This is a genomic window from Neobacillus terrisolis (assembly GCF_051233475.1).
Taxonomy (GTDB): Bacteria; Bacillota; Bacilli; order Bacillales; family Cytobacillaceae; genus Bacillus_BU.
Genome location: NZ_JBKFGH010000036.1, coordinates 55,819 through 75,934, shown reverse-complemented (window position 1 = coordinate 75,934; position 20,116 = coordinate 55,819). Strand labels below are relative to the sequence as shown.

The following is a 20,116-nucleotide window of genomic DNA, read 5'->3' as shown; positions in this document are numbered from 1 at the left end:
CACACCCTACTTTCCGATAAAATCTAAAAAGAACACATTTCCTATGTAGAAAATGTGTTACCTTAAAGCTCTCGTATTCAATTAGGCAACAGTTGCCTTCTTCTCATATCTTTTCTTCCATTTTTGCTGTGCTTCTGATGTCATGTATGGATAGATATATTTCTCTACATTATCCTTAAAAGCATGTGCAGCCAATATGTTATACGTCGGGATTTTTATCGTTTTATTTTGGGTGGTTTTAATGGTTAAATCTGAAAAAACCATCGTTCTAGGCTTGTATAATTTAAATTCTTGAATTTCATCAATTTCCTTAATATCTCTAAAATTTACTGCACCCTTGCGATAAATGATTTGCCCATTTTCTCCAGGTTTAATAGAAAAAAGTAAACCCTTTTTGGTATAGGCCCTCCAACTCCAAAGAAAGGTCATCAAACCGAATGGTAATCCTATGAAGCTTGCGACAATAGCATTCAAGGACATTCTGTATTCAAACTTAATCCCTTCAAAGAAGAGCCAAACACTGGCAATAGCCATTCCAACAGAACCAAGAAATAGCCAAATTCTATGAAAAAGTCTTGATCTTACTTCAATAATATTTTGGTCCATATTTTAATTTATCTCCTATAAAATTACACAATTCCAAACTATTCTTCTTTCGAAACCCCAATTTTAATAAAAATATATTGAAGCGTTTCATCCCGGAAAACAATATGAAAAATAGGGCTGACCTGAGCTAATCCATGCAGCTCCATATAATCTATTAACATACGATAAGCAATTTCTGTGTCTCTTTCAAAATTAGAAGAAGCCAAACAAATTGATACCATATCCTCAATACTAAAATAGCTATGGAAATTCATATCTTCCATTATGTCCAAGCTATCCTGATGGATTGGCATAAAGAATTCACCATTGACCACTTCATCAAGCGGCACGTTATTTATCGAATAAAACAACGGACCTTTAACAGATGCATTCAGCTTTACAAGATCGCTAACGAAATCCGTCATTACTTTTTCGATATCCTGATAATGATAGCGATATTTCCTTGAAACAACGTTAGTATATCGTATATGGTCATTCGGATTGATCATATCAACTCTCCTCAACGATTGGTGCAAAAATGTCAATGATGCCTTCTCCATAAACATCGAGGTAAATATGGTAGAAAGGTTCCTGTATAACTAATCCGGTATCTTCAGCTCCAACTCGAAGAATATTATAAGAAAGATTCATATCTTCATCCAAATCAGCATGGCGATAAACAAGTGCATCATTAAAGCTCCATTTTTCCACAAAGCTATATTGTTCATTTTCCGGCATGCTGACTGGCTCACTTACAGGCAAGTAAAAAGTATATTCCGCTTCGTTTTCGAAAAGATCAACATTTTCTATTTTGTAGATAACAGGACCGGTAGCATACAACCCATTTTTAATGACTGCATTTCTCAATTCACGAGCGATAACATACCATCGATCCATTCTGCATTTCGCTTTTGTACTAATAACATTATTAAAGATTATGGGACAACGCTTAATTTTCACACTTACAAATCCTCTCTAGAATCATTTCGGAATTTTCACCTTAAATGACTCAAATCTGAACTTACAATACATTAAAAGGAAAATCTCAGGTAATGCCAATGCAGTAGCAAATTGAATTAAAACACTAAATATAAGAAGAATAAACACAGTTGCATCATTTGCTAATTCTGAGGAATATCTACCTGCAAGGCCTCCAAACATTGATAATCCAAAAATAAAGGGTATACTAACGTACCCTTTTGAGTTTTGAAAATTATAAAGACCATTGCCTTCTTTTCTTAACTCGCCTATTTTTACCCTTTTTATTCCTCTAAACGTTGAAAGAATTAAAAATAAAATTCCACCAATAAAAAATAATAAAGCTGAAATCTTTATATACATTGGAGAATTAAATCCTTCACTAACTCCTAGGAAGGCCTGATATGTATCAAGAGAAAACTTAACTGCAATGGAACTTAAAAATACCATTTGTAATCTTTGAAATTTATAGGCCATCTTTTTACTAGTGAAGAAAACTGTGAACAAGAATTGAACTATCATGAAAAGAAGGTTAATAGATATTAAAAAAAACAACAAAATACTAACTTGACCATCACTAGGGTTAAGTCCTGAAAAGGAGGCAATAGTCATAATAACCCCAAAGAAAAAAACTGCCCATGAAAATCCAGATATTTTCTTTGGGCTCATTCGACTTTGCCCAACAGATTTTAATTGAAAAAAATCATCTTCCCTACATGTTTTCAATATATACCTCTCCTATTAAAAAATTTCATTTAGTTTTTTCCCAATTTCATTAGCTGTATTATTATAACTATCAACAAATTTGTTAATATCTTCTTTAATCTCTTTTTTAGTCTCTTCAGGATTATTGAAATAGTTCTTCGTAATATCAACTATACTTTTACCATAAATTATCTTTGCATTAAGGACAAAGTTGGATACAATAACTGCACCTGCACCTACTACCGTACCTACCGGGGGAAAGAATAATGAACCAATTGCGGCCCCTAAAGCGGTAGCACTTGCACCAGAAACAACATCGACCGACATATCAATGGCAAATTGCTTCTTATTTAATCCATTTTCTCCATATGCCTCTTGAAAATTTTCAAAAACAGTAATTCCGGTTCCGACCACACCAAGCATTTTACTAGAACCTTGTGTAACAGATTTATATTTAAAAACATTAAAATCTGTGAAAGTACTCATTATGCCATCTCCGGTATTTTTTAAAAATGCCTTAAACTTCGATTCACCAAGACGACTTATGTATTGGCTTAAATTATCTAATTGATTGGTTCCAAATCTTCTCATATTCATACGATAGCTTGAGCTATTGTTAAATTTAAATCGATTTTCTTCATCATAAAGTGGGATCCCTTTGGTAAGTAGTTGTTCAAAAAAACTCTTTTTCCATAAGCTTGGACTCCCCCCAAATCTTGCTATTAATAAATCTCTATATTTGTTATAATCTCTTGGATTCCCTCCATTAAGTTTTAGAAATGTACGACCATTTATCTCTTCAAAGTCAAACTTTAAATCACCCAATTTTAGATTCAATTTTGACCCTTGATAAAAAGAAATACCGCCTGTAACAGCTTTGATAAGTTCCCAATAATTACCCTCTGGAAACTTAGACTTTGCCATTTTTTCTAATAAATTTTCGGTTTGGTCGTATTTATTACTTGCCACTTCAAGGAATAACCCCAGTTGTTTTAAATCTTGGTGGATTTTGTAAACGGAACCTGAGGCAATATCCAATCTTGACTGTATATTTCTCCGCTTTAAAATTCGATAATCAATATCTCCCTTAACAGTATCAAACCTATATTTAACTTCCTTAATATTATTAGAGTTGTGTGTGATGTTAGTTGAAATATCTTTTATCTTTCCTGTATTAATCTTAATACGCTCCAAAATATACCCCCGCTTTTACCTTTTGACATTGTTTTAATATCCCCTATTTCGCTTGAGCCTTTTTCTCAGCTTCGGCCTTTGCTTTAGCCTCTGCTTCTGCCTTCTCCTTAGCAATCTCATTCTTAATTTCAATCGCTACGCTTTTAACATCGTTCCCGATAGATTCCAGTTCGGAAGACAATTTGTGAATTTCAGACATTAATTCATCCATTGCCTTGTTTATGGAATTCACCTCTGAAGCCTGCCAACGGTCATTCAAGTTCGCTTTATTGTTTTCAAGATTACTTCTGATATTCCGGAGTACCGAGGCGTAGCTTTTTATTGTATTCGCCTGAGAGGTTGCTAAACTCACATTAATTCCCATGTCCTCACCTTCTTCTTTTTATAAAAATAAAACAGTTTCCCACTTCTCAAAGGTTGCGGAAAGGGAGGGGCCCTTACTTAAAGGAGTCCCTTTCCCTTTAACTATCAAAACAGCCTATTATTCTTCCACTTCAACCTCATCCGTCCGTCTTTTTCTCAAAGCAAGCGAAGCAGCTACCCCAATTAGCCCAACAACACCGGCGATAGATCCCATGAATAATGGTTTGTTTTCATAGAATTTCACCACTAAGCTCTTCTCGACAATGCTGAATGGTAGGACTGATGTTGTGATATTACCTGCTTCATCAGTCGCTTTGACTTTAATTTCATACGATTTCTTATCAGACAGTCTAGTTTTAATCACCTGTTGTCCGTCCTCGACGCTCACTTCCCCGTCAAAAACCTTGCCGTTAATGGTAACGGACTTAATTTTGTCCATTGGATTATCGAGACTGATGCTGACCGCTACTGGATTGTAGTATTTCTCGCCTTTTTTGACGCCCTCGTAAACGACCTTTGGAGCAGTTTTGTCGATGATAAACTCAACACTGATTTGCTTGATGTTTCCTGCTTTATCTTTAACTTCAAAATATAGTACGTGTTTGCCTTCTTTTTTAATTGGGGTTCCTAGTTTATAAGGTTTTCCGTCAAGCGTTTGCGTGATGATGTCATATTCCGTGAAGTCCTCGATTAACAGTTGCGGAATTAAATCCTTATTAAAATATCTGTTCGAAATAGGTTCCTTAAACTTAATGACTGGACCTGTTTTATCAATCGTAAAGATGATCGTTCTAGTCGTCACATTGTTCGCCAAATCGGTTATGACTGCTTTAAACACATAGTCTTTCTCGAAGTCTAGTTTTTTACCATTTACAAACGGTTCCCCGTTTAGCGTGATTGATGTTCTGCTTGGGTCTAAATGTTTATCTGAGTAAGTTACCTTTGGAATCATGTCTCTATTGAAGAATCCGTCTAAAATACCTGAAATATTTAATTCTGGGTTCGTTGTATCTAAAGTAAAGCGGATTTCTAATGTGCTTTCATTTCCGGCTTTATCTCGTGCAAGAACCGTATAATGATACTCCATTTCTGTTGAAGCAAGCGGTATATTATTTTTAACATTAGCACCACCATTTAAAGTAACCGATACGATCATGTCTTCACTCTCATCCAAGGCAAACTCAGGCGTAAAGATTTTGTTAATGAACTCCCCGTCCTTGATGATACGATTTTCGCCTTTAAATTTAGGCGTGATGACGGGCTTCGTTTTATCAATCGTAAACCTCACCTGCTGGCTAAAGCTGTTTCCGGCTTTATCGATTGCTTCGACGATGATTTCGTAATCGCCCTCAGCGTTGAAGTTATGGGTTAGCTTTGCAACGGAATCCTCATATGGATGATGAGTAACAGAGAATCCACCGGCATTATAGCTTGCGCCATCCTTCTTAACCGTTATCTTGTTGACATCAAGGTTTACATCTTTAATGGTAGCGGTAACCGGTTTATCGACATTGTAATGTTCGCCATTTTCAACACCCGTAATTTCAATTGCCGGCTTCACCGTATCGATGGTGAATGTTTTAGCGGCTTCAATTGGTCCGTTGCCAGCTTTATCAGTTGCTTTAATGTACACCGTATATAAACCATCAGCATTAAAACCATATTGGAGCGCTGAATACTTTCCGGTATTTTTCCATTCACCTATATCTAAGCTTCTTCCATCTTTCGTTGCCATTAGTTCCACGTTATTCGTTGCATAATTTAATTCATCGACTGAGACAGTAACCGATTTAGCTGAAGGGTTGTATGATTGGTGCTCGACTCCGTTAATATTCAAGACCGGATTCGTTTTATCAATCACAAACGAAATAGGATCGTGCTCCTGATGATTGCCTGCTTTATCCGTTAATTTCAGGTTCACCACGTAGCTTCCTTCTTCTGTAAAAGTAAAGGTTCGATGTGCCGTAATTCCTGTTTTCTCAAGTTGGCCTACAACTGGATATGGTTTGCCATCCTTAGTTACAGTAACATTGTTTTCGGTTAAAATCATATTGCGCTCAGTCACAGACATTGTAACGGGCTTATCGACATTATAATGTTGATTATTTTCAATTCCGGTTATCGTTAGCACCGGAAGAGTCTTATCCACTGTAAACTTAACTTTTTTGACATTATTTACATCATTACCAGCGGCGTCTACCGCTTTAACAGTCAATTCATATTCGCCGTCTTCCGTAAACAAATGACTCAAGCTAGAAACTTCCGCAGTATTTTTCCATTCGCCGATATAGATTGGCTGTGGCGGATCATTTTCCTCAAGTTTCTTTGTTGCATAAATTTGAACGTTATTGCCTTCGAAATTGCGCTCGGTTACCTTGATGGTTACCTCTTTGTCCGTTTTATAAAAATCCCCGTTTTCATCCATGTTGGAAATTTTAATATCTGGTTGGATGTTATCAATCGTAAAATTCCATTCCTCCGTACTTTCGTTTTGCGCTTTATCTCTAGCTGTTACTTTGATAACATAGTCGCCATCTTCCTTGAAGAATTGCTCCCAAGTTGTTTCTTCTCCAGTCTTTTCCCAATCTTTATTTTCTTCCATGATTGTATAGGATTCTTCCGGCTTATCACGATCGACTTTTCTTGTCGCTGTAATCGTAACGTCGTTTGTTTCAAAATTATGTTCATTAATTTTTACGTTAAGTGTTCCATTTTTCAGGAAGCTTCCCTTATTAATTCCGGAAAATTCAATTCCTGGTGCGGTATGATCAATCGTAAAGGTAATTCTTTGTTCTGAGATTTTTCCATTACGATCTGTTGCGATCAGGATAATCTCGTAATCACCTTCAACTGTGAAGTCAGTTGATTGAAGCACTTTATTTAAATTTGCGTTTTTTCCATTTCCTTTTAGGTAATCAAATGAAACTTGCTCTCCGTCGCGCTTAATTTCAAGTGTTGCTTCATGAAGAGTTAAGTCTTCTGCTGTAATGACTACCTCTTTAAGCTCTTGATAATGTTCACCATCTGTAATGGTTGAAATCTCGAGTTTCGGCAGCTTTGTATCAACCGTAAAGGACGCCGTTTTCGTTTCTGCTTTATTTCCGGCAAGGTCAGTAGTCTCAAGCGAAATGGAATAAACTCCATCCTCTTCAAAGTTATAGATGTTCGATGCGGTCTCACCGCTTACTTTTAGTGGATCTACATTTAATTTAATTCCATCTTTTTTAACAGTTAAGTTCGTATTGTTCAAATCAATATTTTTATCGGTAACACCGATTTCAACGCCTTTAACCGAGGCATCATAAAGTTCATTATTAACATTTTTTATAAAAGAATCCGGCCGAATCGTATCAATCGTAAAATCAATCGTTTTTGTCTGATTAGTGGATGTATCGGATTTATCAATAGCGTTGACTGCTATTGTATAATCGCCATCCAAATCAAATGTACGAGCCCATGAATACAATGATGAAGGCATTGTGCGAATAAGGTCTGTTATACTCGGCGAAAGATCTTGTATCGTACTTTCATAAGACCTCGTTACTTTTATAAATGAATCAGTGAGGTTCAACGAAAAATCTTCAATTCCAAGCTTAAACTCAACTGAACCGTTATAGTATTGTTTATCAATATTGTCCGATATTCGCGGTGAAGATTTGTCAATCGTGAATTTTGCGGTTTGCTTCTGAGCTTCATTCCCCGCTTTGTCTGCAGCTGTTACTTCTAGTGTGTATTCACCTTCAATATTGGCAGGCAGGATCTCTTCTCCTGAATTATCTAATACTAAAAGATCCTTCAAATCTTTACTGTTTCCATTAGCATCAATTCTGCTCCCGGAAAGCATCGTCTTTTCCTTATCAAAATTCACATCGCTGACTTTGATGGTTATATTTTGATCACTGCCGTAAATCCCTTGGGCCGGTTTGCCATGACTATCGGTAATAGTAGCTGTTGGTTTTGTACTATCGATTTCAAATGTAAATGGAGTAAGGATGTGTTGTTCTCCATTTACATGTTGATCCGAAACGTTTACCTCAATCCGATATCTGCCGTCTTCGGTAAAGGTCTTATCGAGAATAGCCTCATACGGATGATCAGGATTGATCGTCATTGCACCTTGGGAAATTTCTTTTTCTTCCTTAAAGATCTTCGCTGTTGCTTCTTCCATTGCAATTTTACTGCTTACTTTAAATTGGATATTTTTTGATGCCGAAAAACTGCCGTTATTAATTTGAACTGAACGATCCTTATCAGTAACAATGAGTTCAGGGTCTGCCTTACTAATTGTAAAGCGCAGCTTTTTCTCCTCAGAAGCGTTGCCCGCTTTATCGATTCCGTTCACGGTAATCTCATAATCACCGCTGTTTGTAAAAGTATGTGTTCCGGCCTGAGTTTCATCATTCCATACAAGTTCAAGGGGGGATTCTTTCTGGCTGCTAAGCTCTTTTTGTAAAATCGTTATTTTACTTTTATCAAAATGAAGTTCAGAAATCTTAACATTTAAGGTGCCATCTGCCTTAAGATACGCCCCATCTGAAATCCCTGATATAGCAATTTCCGGTTTGGTGGTATCCTTTGTAATGTTAAATGCTGCTGTTAACTCATCCGCTTTCCACGGGTTGTTCTTCTTAATAGTAGTGTTAATATCAAGCTGCCCTTCCTGGTTAAAAGGAATATCGACTTGATATTTTCCTTCGAATTGCCCGCTATCATTCATGATTTCCTTATATATAATGGTGGTTGGATCAATCGTTGTTGTCCCATAGCTTGCGGTTACTCCAAATGGTCTTTCTGTTGGTAAAGGCGTGTTTGGATTCATTTCATTCCATCTTATTACGTCCTCACTCAAGTCAACGATGAAGGACACAGTTTCCTTATTCGTTAACCACTCGCCTTTAAATTCTGGTTCTACCGTTACATTCCAAGGCTGCTGCTGCTCAAATGAAATGTATCGATTAACAATTTTTGAATTGGACATTGCACTACTATTAAAAATCAAAATCGCAAAAAGTAATAACAAAGCACTTGGAAAAAATAACAACAGCATTTTCTTCTTAACTTTGGACTTCTTTTTCCTACTAATCATTTAACTTTAATCTCCTCTTATATAATGGTCTCCGCATGAACGATCATGATATCAATTTCCTTTTTAAAGCTTTCATCAGGATCTTCTTCTAATAGTCCCGATAACAAGGTGGTTTCCTGATCCCTTGTTAATAGGCAAGTTTCATCAAGCTCCCCGCTTAATAAAGATGTTTCTTGACAATATTCATCATGAAGCAGCGCTGTTTCTTCCAATCTTTCATTCATTAACTCGGTTGCCGCAACAGCCTCTGACCAAGCCCGGTCCTGTTCCACCACTTTCTTCCTGATCCTGATTTCGTTCGTTGTTCGCTTTCCACTTTCATTAAGCTTCCGGATATAAACTCTCTGCTGTTTCTTATTTTTTTTATGAAAACGAACCCCCGTGAGATGTTCGATTACCTGGGTAATATTCATTTTGATATATACAAAAATGGAGATGGCAAGAGTGATGACCGCTCCGGCCAAGCCTCCATAAAACATAATTTGAAAGTACACTCCCCTGCCTCCCTTCTATTTGATTCTCCGTTAAGCCCTCGAACACTGAGCTCCTTCTTATTTAAATGGCGCCTACTAATTGCAATCTTCTAGTAAACTTTTTATATGACTCATCATCTACGGCATCATCAATTTGACTCACTTTGTCAAAGACGCTCTTTGCTTCACTATAATTTCTCTGACCTTCCTCTTTTCCTTGCTCGATATCAAGGAGCAGATTGCCCAGTTTTATATGTGCCTCAATGCTTTCTGGATATTTTTTTTGAGCTAAACGAAGCTGCTCGACAGCTTGTCCGTTTTCACCCATCTCTTGAAAAATAACCCCGATTTTGACCATTGCCTCCTCTTTGTCAGAATCCGAAACATCTTGATCGATTAAATTTTGATAATGCTCAATCGCTTCAGCAAAGTCCTTACTGGCAACCGTTTTATCCTCTGAATTGATCGCCCTGCTGTAGAAGGCTTGTGCAAGCTTTTGATCAAAATCAAGCTCATATTTGTATTGGAGGTGTTCATCGTCTAATTTTTTCAAAACAAGGTTTGCCTTTTGAATTACCGTGATGGCTTTCGTATTGGCATCCGGAATTTGACCTTTATAAGACAAATAGATCCCCGCCAAAGAGTTATAGTTATCAATCTTTTTCTGGTTATTTGCCAAACTATCATTATAGGTTTCAAACTCTTGTAAATGGTTAGCAAACTTTTGATAATCTACATTCAGGCTTCCCATCGTGGTAGCTAAGGATTTGTAATATTTCGCATCCGGAAGCTCCTCTTCATCAACCATCCGAAAATATTTCAACGCGGATACATAATCATTTTTCAAATCAAAATAGGTCATCCCCATTTTGAATAACACTTCGTTATTTTTATGAACATTCCCATATTTATCTTGGATATACGCTTCAATCGAGGCTAAACCGTTGTCAATTTCGCCTCGCTTAATATAAATATCGAGCAAATTAATATAGGCTTCAGGCTTTTTACTATCAACAGACGTAATCGCCTGTTCCAGGAGCTCAATAGCCTTCGCGTCCTTGCCATTTATTAAATATCGATTGGATTGATTTACGAGCTTCATATAATCCTGAAATTGCTCGTTCTTCATGCCGCTGTAACCCCAAGCTGTGGTGACTGAAAACAATATAAATAAAACAGCAGGGACCAGGAACATATACAATTTCTTTAGTAGCTTTTTTTTATAACCCTTCGTCAGCGTGTCTATATTTTCCAAGTCATAGTAAAGTTCGTCACAGCTTTGATAACGGTTCTCCGGTTCTGACTCAGTACACTTTGTAATAATATGCTCAAGTCCCTCCGGCAAAGAGGGATTCCAATCCCTAATGGGTTTAACCGTAAATGGTGGTTCATTGACACCCTTGCCGGTTACAAGATTGTAAAGCGTGAGTCCTAAGCTATAAATATCCGACCTTGCATCAGTTTTCTTGCCTGAAAGCTGCTCCGGAGCTGCATATGAGATTGTCCCAAGGTTTGTCGTATCGGTTAACGATTCCGTTTTATATTCCTTGGCGATCCCGAAGTCAATTAATTTAATTTTCCCTTCCGGGGTCAGCATGATATTATCCGGCTTCATGTCCCGGTAAATAATCGGGAAAGGTCTTCTCGTATGTAAATACCCCAATACATCGGCCAGCTGCTTTGCCCAATCGATCACTAGGTCCGCAGGGAGATTGCCGTCACGGCTATGCTTTTCCTTTAGCGATTCCCCCTCAATGTAATCCATCACAACATAGATATCGCCTTCTGATTCAATGATGTCGTAAATCCTCGGCAGAGCTCCATGGTCCAGTTTTTTCAGCATATTCGCTTCAATAACGAGACTGTTGACGAGGAACTCATTGTCGCTATTTGCCCGCTTGCGAATATCCTTAACAACTAGCGATTTATTAAGCCTGTTATCCATCGCCAAATACACGATGCTCATCCCACCGCGGCCAATTTCCTTTAAAATTTCGTATCTGTCATCGATAATCGCGCCAATCTTAATCAAGAAAAATTCCCCCATTAAAACGTGGTTCTAAAGCTTGGTTTGAAACCAAAGCCCCCGCTAGACCACTTTAGCGGTAATAACGGAAATATTGTCCGTCTCATTCCGGTTCTTTACCAAATCAACGAGCTCAATCACCCTTTTCTTCATGAACGTCTCAGTTTGAAGCTGTTCCGGATTCATTGCAGCATACAACTCCTGTTCAGTAATTTCATGGTAAAAACCATCCGTACACAATAAATAGACTGTGTCAGGTGCTAGCTTCCCCTCTGTTATCACGACATTTAGTTCTCTCGTAGCTCCAACACATTGAAGCAGAATATTTCTTCTTGGGTCGATCTTCGCCTGTGCTTCAGTAATATTTCCATACTCGAGCTCGCGGGCGACCAGCGTTTGATCTTTTGTTAGTTGTTTTAGTTCGCTATCGATGCTATATGCCCGGCTATCCCCAATTTGAACGATATAGTAGGTTGAAAAGATGACAAGCATTGCTGTAATCGTCGTTCCCAATTTTACATTTTGCGCTTCACCATACTGGACGATTTTTTCATTAAGCTGCTTAATTTGCTGCTCAAGTTGGATCGAGATGTTTTTAGCCCCTTCCTCGGAGGCAAGAATATCCGGGAGCTCTGAGTCAAACCAATTGGATAATCCTCTTATGACGGTCGCACTTGCCAGCTCTCCGTGCGATAGTCCGCCCATCCCATCACAAAGCGCAAACAAACCCACCATTCCATTTGGGGTTTTGGCTGTTTTGATCAGCAAGCCGTCCTGATTTGTTTTCTTTCTAATGCCCACATCCGTGTGATATGCAATTTGAAATGCCATTTATACTACCTCTTTCTTTTGCTAAAAAAGCTTAAAAATAAACTCCTCGTTGGCCAGTTTGATTTGATCATCGTGTTTGATTTTAATTCGGTTGTATGGAAGTACCTTACTTCCGTTAACATAGCTGCCATTGCGTGAAGAATTGTCTTCAAAGAAATACTCACCATTGGCCATTATAATCACCCCATGGACTCGACCTACCACTTTATTCTTTGAAACATAATCAGCTTGACCAGGATCTCTGCCTATTTTGAAAACATCCTTTGTGATCACAATTTTTTCATTTAGCAAAGTTGCTAAGAGATACGGACGCGGTGTTGATTGCCCGACGACTCCAAGCATCGTCGTCCCCTCTTCTTCCTCTCGATTGACGCCAAGTACTGTGGTTCCTTCTGGCTCAGTATTTTGGATAAAAGCACCCCCGACATTCGGCCCGATATTAATCGAGGTACCCCCCAATGGCGCCCCGCCTTTCATAAGCGGATTATCATCACCAAGCTCCGTTCGAGTAATTCGCTTATATTGCACTTCCTCTTCAATTTCTAACTGTTTGTTACGCTTCTTTTCCTTCTTCTGACTGCTGTATTCGGAGGTGACAACTCCACCATTAATGGTTGTTTTGACTGTATTGACCGGGGTATTCATTGCTGAGTTGACCGAGCTATTGATTGAACTATTAACCGCAGATGGATTTCCCGGGCTGTAGAAGTTCGGATTTAGGTTTGTAGCCGGACTCACTTTAGGCTGGGACAATGCATCGTAAAAGTTATCGTTTTGATGGTGATCAACTGTATCGTTTATCGGCTGATCCAACTCACTCCATTCTTGAAGCATTTCATAGAGTTCGTCTGGTTCGATTTCAGCACTCCGCAGGAGGTAATTATGTAATTTAATAAAAAAATGAATATCATCGCTTTCATCATAGGGAGCCAAGGTGATAATCTCTTTTAAAAAATCTCTAAGGGATACTTTTTCAAAAACATTATTTTTTACCGGCAAATAGATAAAAACTAATCTGCTTGAAAAATTATCTAAATAAATATGCTTTGGATTAAAGACGAAATTTTCAATCTTCAAATTGCATTTTTGTGCCTCTATAAGGGTTTCAGCAATATTGCTAAAGCTTTGGATCAGAATCTTTTTTGAGACAGGCTGGTTGAGATGCATCTCTAGTGTTGTATGAGAAATAAGGTCATAGCGGATACAAACTTCGTCCTCTTGCTTTAGAACCGTACAAGGCATCAATCCTGGAATTTTGCTATTCCGCATCACCTCCAATTCGGTGCGCTCGACTTCCTCAAGACTGGTTGTGTTATAGGTTAAGAATGTTGAAACTCCGTAGTTTTCTATATTCAGTTCGACCTGTTTGATCATTTGATTCGACTCCGTTTTATTTGATATTTTTGGGGTTTTAGTGATTAGGAAGAGATTGAACCAGCGAGGCTGCCAGCCAGCCAACGCTGGTCCAACCTTAGTTCATTATTTGAACATGTTTGCGTTATTATTGATTTTGCTTTCAGCGTCGTTATAGTGAGTAACCGTGTTGTCTAGGAATTTTGCATAGTTGTCCACCACTTGACGGTATTCTTCAAATCTCGGTTGAAGTGCGTTAAAGTTTGATCTGATAGAACTAGACGCATCACTATCCCAATATTGAGCAAGCGCGTTCATGTCTTTTTTGATTTCATTTAGCCTCTCATTAAGAGTTTGATTAAATGAACGGAGTTGAGACGCCGTTTTCGTAACCTCACCAAGGGTAATTTTAAGTCCATCGATTGCCAATTTCTCCACCTCCCATTTATTCGTAACCTTTGTGCACTATAGTCTTGAAGCTTGGGCTTTAACTTCGTTTTGTGCTTCCCGGTAAGCTTTAGCGCTAAGCTTAAGGAATTCGGAATAGTCATCCATTAGCTTTTTCATCTTTTGGAAATCGTCTTCAAAAGTCTTGATTTGATTTGTAAAAGCCGTATTATCTGCACCTTGCCAAGCAGCTGCCATTGCATCAACCTCTGCAAATAATTTACGATAAGTGCTTTCATAATCAGCTGCCTGTTGATCAATTTTGTTAGCAGCATTCTCAAGCTTCGCCGGTTCAACCATAATCGATCTCGCCATTTTATTTCACCTCCTTTAAAGATGTGTTATTTGTGCTCTGAAATAGGGTTATTACCTTGATGGAGGAATTTTTCTTGTGTCTATCTGGTGGTTTTGTCCTGGATAATCCTGTTCAAGGACTTTTTCATAGCGAAATGTCCTTTAGAGAGCTTTTCTAGGACAATTTCTCTCTATTAATTAGGCAAAATGTCCTTGAGAGGACCTTTCTAGGACAATTCCTCGCAATAAATCATCCAAAATGTCCTTGAGACGGCCTTTCTAGGACAATTTCTCACTATAAATCATCCAAAATGTCCTTGAGACGGCCTCTCTGGGACATTTCCTCTCTATAAATCATCCAAAATGTCCTTGAGACTGCTTTTCTAGGACAATTCCGCTCTATAAATCATCCAAAATGTCCTTGAGACGGCCTTTCTAGGACAAATACTCACTATAAATCATCCAAAATGTCCTTGAGAGAGCCTTTCTAGGACAAATACTCACTATAAACCATCCAAAATGTCCTTGAGACGCCTTTCTAGGACATTTCCTCGCAAAAAACCATCCAAAATGTCCTTGAGACGGCTTTTCTAGGACATTTCCTCTCAAAAAACCATCCAAAATGTCCTTGAGACGGCCTATGAAGGACATTTCCTCACAATAAACCATGCGAAATGTCCTTGAGACGGCCGCTCTAGGACATTTCCTCGCAAAAAACCACGCAAAATGTCCTTGAGGTCCTATCTAGGACAATTCCTCACAAAAAATCTGTCAATTTGTCCTTCATAAAACATTCATCTACTGGACGGGAAGAAAATCAACTAGCACACGTTCCATTTGCAATAATATTGCTTAAATTTACAGGCCTCTTCCCAACCCAACCTAAACCAACATCAACTTCGTCCCATTCATTACGCCGTTCTCTTCGACAGTAAGGTTGATGTTTAACATTTGACCGGTGTTGCGGTCGCAAAGAACCGTATCAGGATTAGCCGAAAATTCCCCCTGTGTTAACTCCGCCATCGTGCTTGCTAAAAGATAAACAACCTCATAAAGCTTACTGTCTAGTGGCAGGAAGACATCGTACGATTTTTCAGAGGCTGGGATATACACTTCTACCAAAACTTTATCCATGATAAACCGCCTCCTTTTCCACGCCAGCCGTCGCTGACAACAGCTTTACGAGCACTGGTTTTCCTTTCGTCACAACATAGCCGAAGCCTGATGGAACTTCCTTGTACATATCGCCGGTCACCTTCGTCGTTTTAAGAACATATTGATCCGTTATGCCGCTGCCGACCCAGATGAAGTCATTGACGGATACATGCTGCTTGAACCAAGCCTCAAAGGAAATAGAGCTTAATTTATCAGCCCGATCCGATAAGAGCAAATGAACGTTCAAGCCGCTGCCTTTTTCTAAAAATACCTTCAGTTTATCTCGTGCATCCTCGGACAAGAACGAATGTAAATCAGTAAACGAATCAATGATGCAAGTAATATTGTCATAAGTTGGCGGCTCCTGCCCCGCTTCAATCGCATCCTTCTTCGTATTGTTTCGGTGCACCAATGTATTAAATAAGTAAACAACCGCTTCTTCCAGCCTAGTTGGCTCGAAAACATACTTATAGTCGGTAACCAAACTTCCATTCACAAAATTTTGATTAGGATCAAGCACAAGAATTTCCCTGTCCTCTTTAGTCGCAAACAATTCAGCAATTCCTTGTGTAAAGCTGCTACATTGCTCGCTGCTCATAGCAGCAACTAAACTAATAAAAGGATTAACCAAGTCAAAAAATGCAACTTCCATCGTTTCTTTTTCAACCCCGACAGGGATGAGATGACCACCCAATTCAAGTCTTTCCCCTCGTAAATAGTCGAGATCAACTTTTTCCGGTAGTGTTGGCACCTTTTTCGCACCAGGCAAAGTCCAATTATTGGCCCAAACAGGGCAATAATCCGTGATGAACTTAAACATATTGTCTACATCGCGAGCGATTTGCGCTGTCTGGAATTCGTAGGTGAGATCACTTTTAAAAATACCCCGGCCTTTGAACTTAGACGGATACACACCGTCAACACTGCCGAGCAAGCCGGAATATTCGGATTGATCATTAAGTTGGAGCACATACATTTGCTTAAAGTTTTGAAGCATTCGGTAGCGGAGTGCTCCGGTATTAATGGCTGTTACGATAAAATAAACCCCGTATTTCACACCTTCTCGAGTCAAAAACGCAAGCGTCTCTTCATGGTCTTCGTACATTTCCGAAAACGCTGAATAATTATGGATGACGACAATCAAAGAAGGGAGTCGATCTCCGGAAACCCCATTATAAGTAATAAAGTCGCCGCCATAATTAGCCAGCAGCTTCTTTCTATGCTCCACTTCAGCCGATAACATTTTAAACAGATTGCCAATCTTTTCACTCTCATGCGACAGCATCACTTCGCCAACATGCGGTGCTTCTCGGAACCATGTCAACGTCTCGGAGCTAAAGTCCATTAAATAGAAATTCACTTCTTTTGGAGTGTGCTGCTCCATTAACGAATAAATCAGAGTCGACAAGAAGGTCGTCTTTCCGCTGCCAGCAACACCATAAATCACCGCATTGCCTTCACGGGTAATCGGCATCGTCATCACCATTTGACGCTGGTTCGCAGGATCATCATACTCCCCAATAACCGGATCCAGCTCATTGCTTGGCGTTTCGACCTTGTACTTCGCTATAAGTTCATCGATATAAATAAACTCAGGAATCGGCTCAAGCCAGAGCGGTCGAACGTTAATATTTTCCTGGGACGCAAGCTTAGCCAAATAGTCGGTAACTTCATCGATTTGTTTAGGCGGATTTTTAACGACTGTTTTTTTACGGTCCATCTTCGCATTTTTAATGACACGGCCTAAATTGTCGATCACAACCACACTGTCATCCTTCTGCTTTTCCACTTTATCAGCAGGATAATATGGCGCACCTGCCCACGCCGACTGTCCAAGCATAAACAGCTCGTTAAAGCCTACCTGTAAATAAAATCGACCCGTTACCTGAAGCTCAGCAGCATCCGGCCGTTTGATAACCTCCATACTGTCCGCTTTTTCCTGTACCTTCAACGAAATTCTAAATTTACTATTACTCCAAATTTGATCATCGACGACACCGGATGGCTTCTGTGTCGCTAAAATCAAATGAATCCCCAGGCTTCGTCCAATCCGTGCTGCACTAACCAGCTGCTCCATAAATTCCGGTTGCTGTGCCTTTAGTTCAGCAAACTCATCGGAAATGATGAACAAATGTTGGAGAGGCTCCGTTACGTGCCCTTCACGATACAGCTTTTGATATTTATATATGTCGATATTACTTTCATCCATGCGTCGGCTTGTTTCACTAAAAATCTCCTGGCGCCGCTTCAATTCACTCTGAATCGAAATCAACGAGCGCTTAACCGCAGCCCCATCAAGATTGGTAATCGTCCCGGCCAGATGAGGCAATTCCGTAAAGGCATTTGCCATTCCGCCACCCTTGTAGTCAATCAGGATAAACGCAACTTCATCTGGGTGATAATTAACCGCAAGCGACAAGATAAATGTCATGATGAATTCACTCTTACCCGAACCCGTCATCCCTGCGATCAACCCATGTGGCCCATGATATTTTTCATGAAGGTCAATCATGAACGGCTCTCCCGCCGTATCGACACCAATTGGTGTTTCAATTGTCTTTGTCGGATTATTTTCCTTCCAACGTGTCAGTGCATTTAGGTGCTCGATTTTTCCAACACCGAACATTTCTAAGAAAGTCATCATTTCAGGCAGCTTGTACGCCCCCTGCGACGAATCGAGCTGAATGTTAGATAGCTTAACCGCCAACTGCTCAGGATCCTCCTCCAAATAACTGTCAGCATTGAATCCTGTGTATTGACCGGAAATATCGTCTTTGTCATAAATCTTTGAGTACTCTTTAGACAGCTCAATAACATTGGAGCATTCCTTCGGCAGATTTTTCAGTTCATCATAAAGAGCAATTATACTGAAGCCAATTTCATGCTTCTCTTGGAGCAGCAGATTGATCATCTCAGCTTTTGGCGCTAACGCTTTGCTCATGGAAAAAACTATGTAATGAGGTCCGGCATCTGCCTGGGCAAATTCGCCTTGCTCCTGACGTTGACTTATTACTTTTTCAAAAAAAGCAGAAAGCTCCTTCACCTCATTGGCATCACTGGCAATAAAGCGAACCGTCTTATCATCATTCCAAACGTGCGGAAGCCATTTCACAAACTTCCAGTCATCAAGCTCATTCTTATCGTAAATAAACACAAGCTTCAGTTCATCGTAACTATGTAAGGCGGTCAGTTGAAAAATAAGTCCTTTAACAAAAGACTTTACCTCTTTCCGATCACCGATAATCCCGTTAATCCGTTCTTCAATCAGGCTCAACGTCACCGGAACACTCTCTAATACTGGCTTCGCTCCAAACATTTCATAAAGTGTCTCTTGAAGATGATCGTCCTCCAATGTAAATTTCCGTTCCGGTAATTTAATATCGCCAACCATCGGAAGGTCGCCAATACCCAATCTTACTTCAAGGAAATCAGCTTGACCCGGTCCGCGCTCCCACAGATTGCGCTGCCGCCGCATTATTCTGGACAGACAGTTTTCCAGCGTGACATGGTTTTCAAGCAGGATTTCCCTTTGATTACGACATTCGTTTTTTACTACCTCATTCATATCGGCCAAATACTGCTGATATTTTTCGTGACGCATTTTTTCTAGCTTTAGCTTCTTTCTTTTTTCATAACGCTTCGTTAAAATTGGCCAGAGGATTGTCCCAATCAGCATGCTCACCGACATCACGAGCGTCGGCATCGCCCTCATTAAGTCGCCTCCGGTGCTCATCACATTTTGAAAGGTCATGATACCCATGAACAATGAAGACATCCCCATGGTGATCGATGGGCCGAGCAACAGCATTAGCGGAGTTTCTTCCATATTCTGTGGCTGTGGCGGAGGATCAATTTTGATCTCTGCTCGCTGGATATCCCGCTTAAAACGCGGTGATCTAAAAAATAGGTTATCGTTGATTTCCTCATGATGAAGTTCATCGAGGAGCTCTTCTTCTTGTATGATTGGTTTTTCCACACTAAACGGTGTAAAGGCCGTTCTATCGAGAAACACCGAGCGATGCGGATTGTTCAACGAAAGGAGACGGCCATTATAGATAATTTTCAAACCCATGATAAAAATAGTGTCACCAATCGAGAGTTCTTTCTCTATGACTTTCTTGCCATTAACATATGTACCATTGGAACTGTTATGATCGCGAATGACTGCACGCCCGCCGGAAAGATATTCGATCGTACAGTGCGAACTTGATACTAGTTTATTGGTAAAGCAAATATGACTGTCCTTTGCTCTCCCAATTTTAATGACGCCTCGAGCTGCTTCATGCTTCGTAAAAATATTCCCATCCGCTGTCGGCGGCTCCACGTACAATAAAGCAGTCGTTGGGCGATTTTCTCTATATATCGTGTAAGTCTGAAACACCTCTACTTTTGCTTCTTTTACGATTTGGGAGCTGGTTGGATTTTTCAAAAAGGCATATTTATTGGACTTTAAATACCAATGCCCGTTCTCTTCCTCCACTGCCATCAAATCAATCTGATGCCCGTCTTCATCTTCCGAAGACAATATATATCTTCCCGTAACCCTTTCCGGCAGTACGGTCCGAAAAACTTTCCCCTCATCAAAAAGCGTTAATATCACTGCTACCTCTCCTCTTAAAGCATCTA

At 39.5% G+C, this 20,116-nt stretch carries 15 protein-coding genes; all 15 read right to left on the bottom strand.

The window, feature by feature from the left end; genetic code table 11:
- Window positions 1-81: 81 nt before the first annotated feature.
- Window positions 82-606: a YfjD family protein gene (locus tag ACI48O_RS19530; RefSeq protein ID WP_435563527.1), complete on the bottom strand. Its 525-nt coding sequence runs from the start codon at window positions 604-606 to the stop codon at window positions 82-84.
- Window positions 607-644: 38 nt separating this feature from the next.
- Window positions 645-1,094 (bottom strand): DUF5085 family protein, encoded by a 450-nt coding sequence (locus ACI48O_RS19525; protein WP_435563526.1) that lies wholly within the window; start codon window positions 1,092-1,094, stop codon window positions 645-647.
- A 1-nt stretch (window position 1,095) separates the two neighbouring features.
- On the bottom strand, window positions 1,096-1,545 hold the full coding sequence (locus tag ACI48O_RS19520; RefSeq protein ID WP_472850885.1) for a DUF5085 family protein: 450 nt from the start codon (window positions 1,543-1,545) through the stop codon (window positions 1,096-1,098).
- A gap of 21 nt (window positions 1,546-1,566) precedes the next feature.
- On the bottom strand, window positions 1,567-2,289 hold the full coding sequence (locus tag ACI48O_RS19515; protein WP_435563524.1) for a hypothetical protein: 723 nt from the start codon (window positions 2,287-2,289) through the stop codon (window positions 1,567-1,569).
- Between the two features lie 15 nt (window positions 2,290-2,304).
- Window positions 2,305-3,462: a hypothetical protein gene (locus tag ACI48O_RS19510; protein WP_435563523.1), complete on the bottom strand. Its 1,158-nt coding sequence runs from the start codon at window positions 3,460-3,462 to the stop codon at window positions 2,305-2,307.
- A gap of 43 nt (window positions 3,463-3,505) precedes the next feature.
- Window positions 3,506-3,826, bottom strand: coding sequence for a hypothetical protein (locus ACI48O_RS19505; protein ID WP_435563522.1), 321 nt, complete (start codon window positions 3,824-3,826; stop codon window positions 3,506-3,508).
- A gap of 117 nt (window positions 3,827-3,943) precedes the next feature.
- Window positions 3,944-8,911, bottom strand: a complete 4,968-nt coding sequence (locus ACI48O_RS19500) for an Ig-like domain-containing protein (RefSeq protein WP_435563521.1) — start codon at window positions 8,909-8,911, stop codon at window positions 3,944-3,946.
- A gap of 17 nt (window positions 8,912-8,928) precedes the next feature.
- Window positions 8,929-9,405, bottom strand: coding sequence for a hypothetical protein (locus ACI48O_RS19495; RefSeq protein ID WP_435563520.1), 477 nt, complete (start codon window positions 9,403-9,405; stop codon window positions 8,929-8,931).
- Between the two features lie 61 nt (window positions 9,406-9,466).
- Entirely contained in the window at window positions 9,467-11,416 is a 1,950-nt protein-coding gene (locus ACI48O_RS19490) for a protein kinase domain-containing protein (protein ID WP_435563519.1), read from the bottom strand.
- Between the two features lie 57 nt (window positions 11,417-11,473).
- Window positions 11,474-12,241 carry a PP2C family protein-serine/threonine phosphatase gene (locus ACI48O_RS19485; protein ID WP_435563518.1) on the bottom strand — a complete coding sequence of 256 codons (768 nt, stop codon included), beginning with the start codon at window positions 12,239-12,241 and terminating at the stop codon, window positions 11,474-11,476.
- A gap of 21 nt (window positions 12,242-12,262) precedes the next feature.
- Window positions 12,263-13,615 (bottom strand): DUF6382 domain-containing protein, encoded by a 1,353-nt coding sequence (locus ACI48O_RS19480; RefSeq protein WP_435563517.1) that lies wholly within the window; start codon window positions 13,613-13,615, stop codon window positions 12,263-12,265.
- A 105-nt stretch (window positions 13,616-13,720) separates the two neighbouring features.
- Window positions 13,721-14,032: a pore-forming ESAT-6 family protein gene (locus ACI48O_RS19475; protein ID WP_435563516.1), complete on the bottom strand. Its 312-nt coding sequence runs from the start codon at window positions 14,030-14,032 to the stop codon at window positions 13,721-13,723.
- Window positions 14,033-14,059: 27 nt separating this feature from the next.
- Entirely contained in the window at window positions 14,060-14,356 is a 297-nt protein-coding gene (locus ACI48O_RS19470; RefSeq protein WP_435563515.1) for a WXG100 family type VII secretion target, read from the bottom strand.
- Window positions 14,357-15,217: 861 nt separating this feature from the next.
- Window positions 15,218-15,469 carry a ubiquitin family protein gene (locus tag ACI48O_RS19465; protein ID WP_435563514.1) on the bottom strand — a complete coding sequence of 84 codons (252 nt, stop codon included), beginning with the start codon at window positions 15,467-15,469 and terminating at the stop codon, window positions 15,218-15,220.
- The gene (gene essC, locus ACI48O_RS19460; protein ID WP_435563513.1) at window positions 15,462-20,090 is read right to left on the bottom strand and encodes a type VII secretion protein EssC; all 4,629 of its coding nucleotides are present in this window, start codon (window positions 20,088-20,090) and stop codon (window positions 15,462-15,464) included. The genes ACI48O_RS19465 and essC overlap by 8 nt, the downstream gene beginning before the upstream one ends.
- Window positions 20,091-20,116: the final 26 nt, after the last annotated feature.

Coding starts and splice junctions, on each gene's coding strand:
- ACI48O_RS19485 (WP_435563518.1), bottom strand. CDS start 12,241: ATGGCATTTCAAATTGCATATCACACGGATGTGGGCATTAGAAAGAAA.
- ACI48O_RS19500 (WP_435563521.1), bottom strand. CDS start 8,911: ATGATTAGTAGGAAAAAGAAGTCCAAAGTTAAGAAGAAAATGCTGTTG.
- ACI48O_RS19470 (WP_435563515.1), bottom strand. CDS start 14,356: ATGGCGAGATCGATTATGGTTGAACCGGCGAAGCTTGAGAATGCTGCT.
- ACI48O_RS19530 (WP_435563527.1), bottom strand. CDS start 606: ATGGACCAAAATATTATTGAAGTAAGATCAAGACTTTTTCATAGAATT.
- ACI48O_RS19480 (WP_435563517.1), bottom strand. CDS start 13,615: ATGATCAAACAGGTCGAACTGAATATAGAAAACTACGGAGTTTCAACA.
- ACI48O_RS19465 (WP_435563514.1), bottom strand. CDS start 15,469: ATGGATAAAGTTTTGGTAGAAGTGTATATCCCAGCCTCTGAAAAATCG.
- ACI48O_RS19505 (WP_435563522.1), bottom strand. CDS start 3,826: ATGGGAATTAATGTGAGTTTAGCAACCTCTCAGGCGAATACAATAAAA.
- ACI48O_RS19525 (WP_435563526.1), bottom strand. CDS start 1,094: ATGATCAATCCGAATGACCATATACGATATACTAACGTTGTTTCAAGG.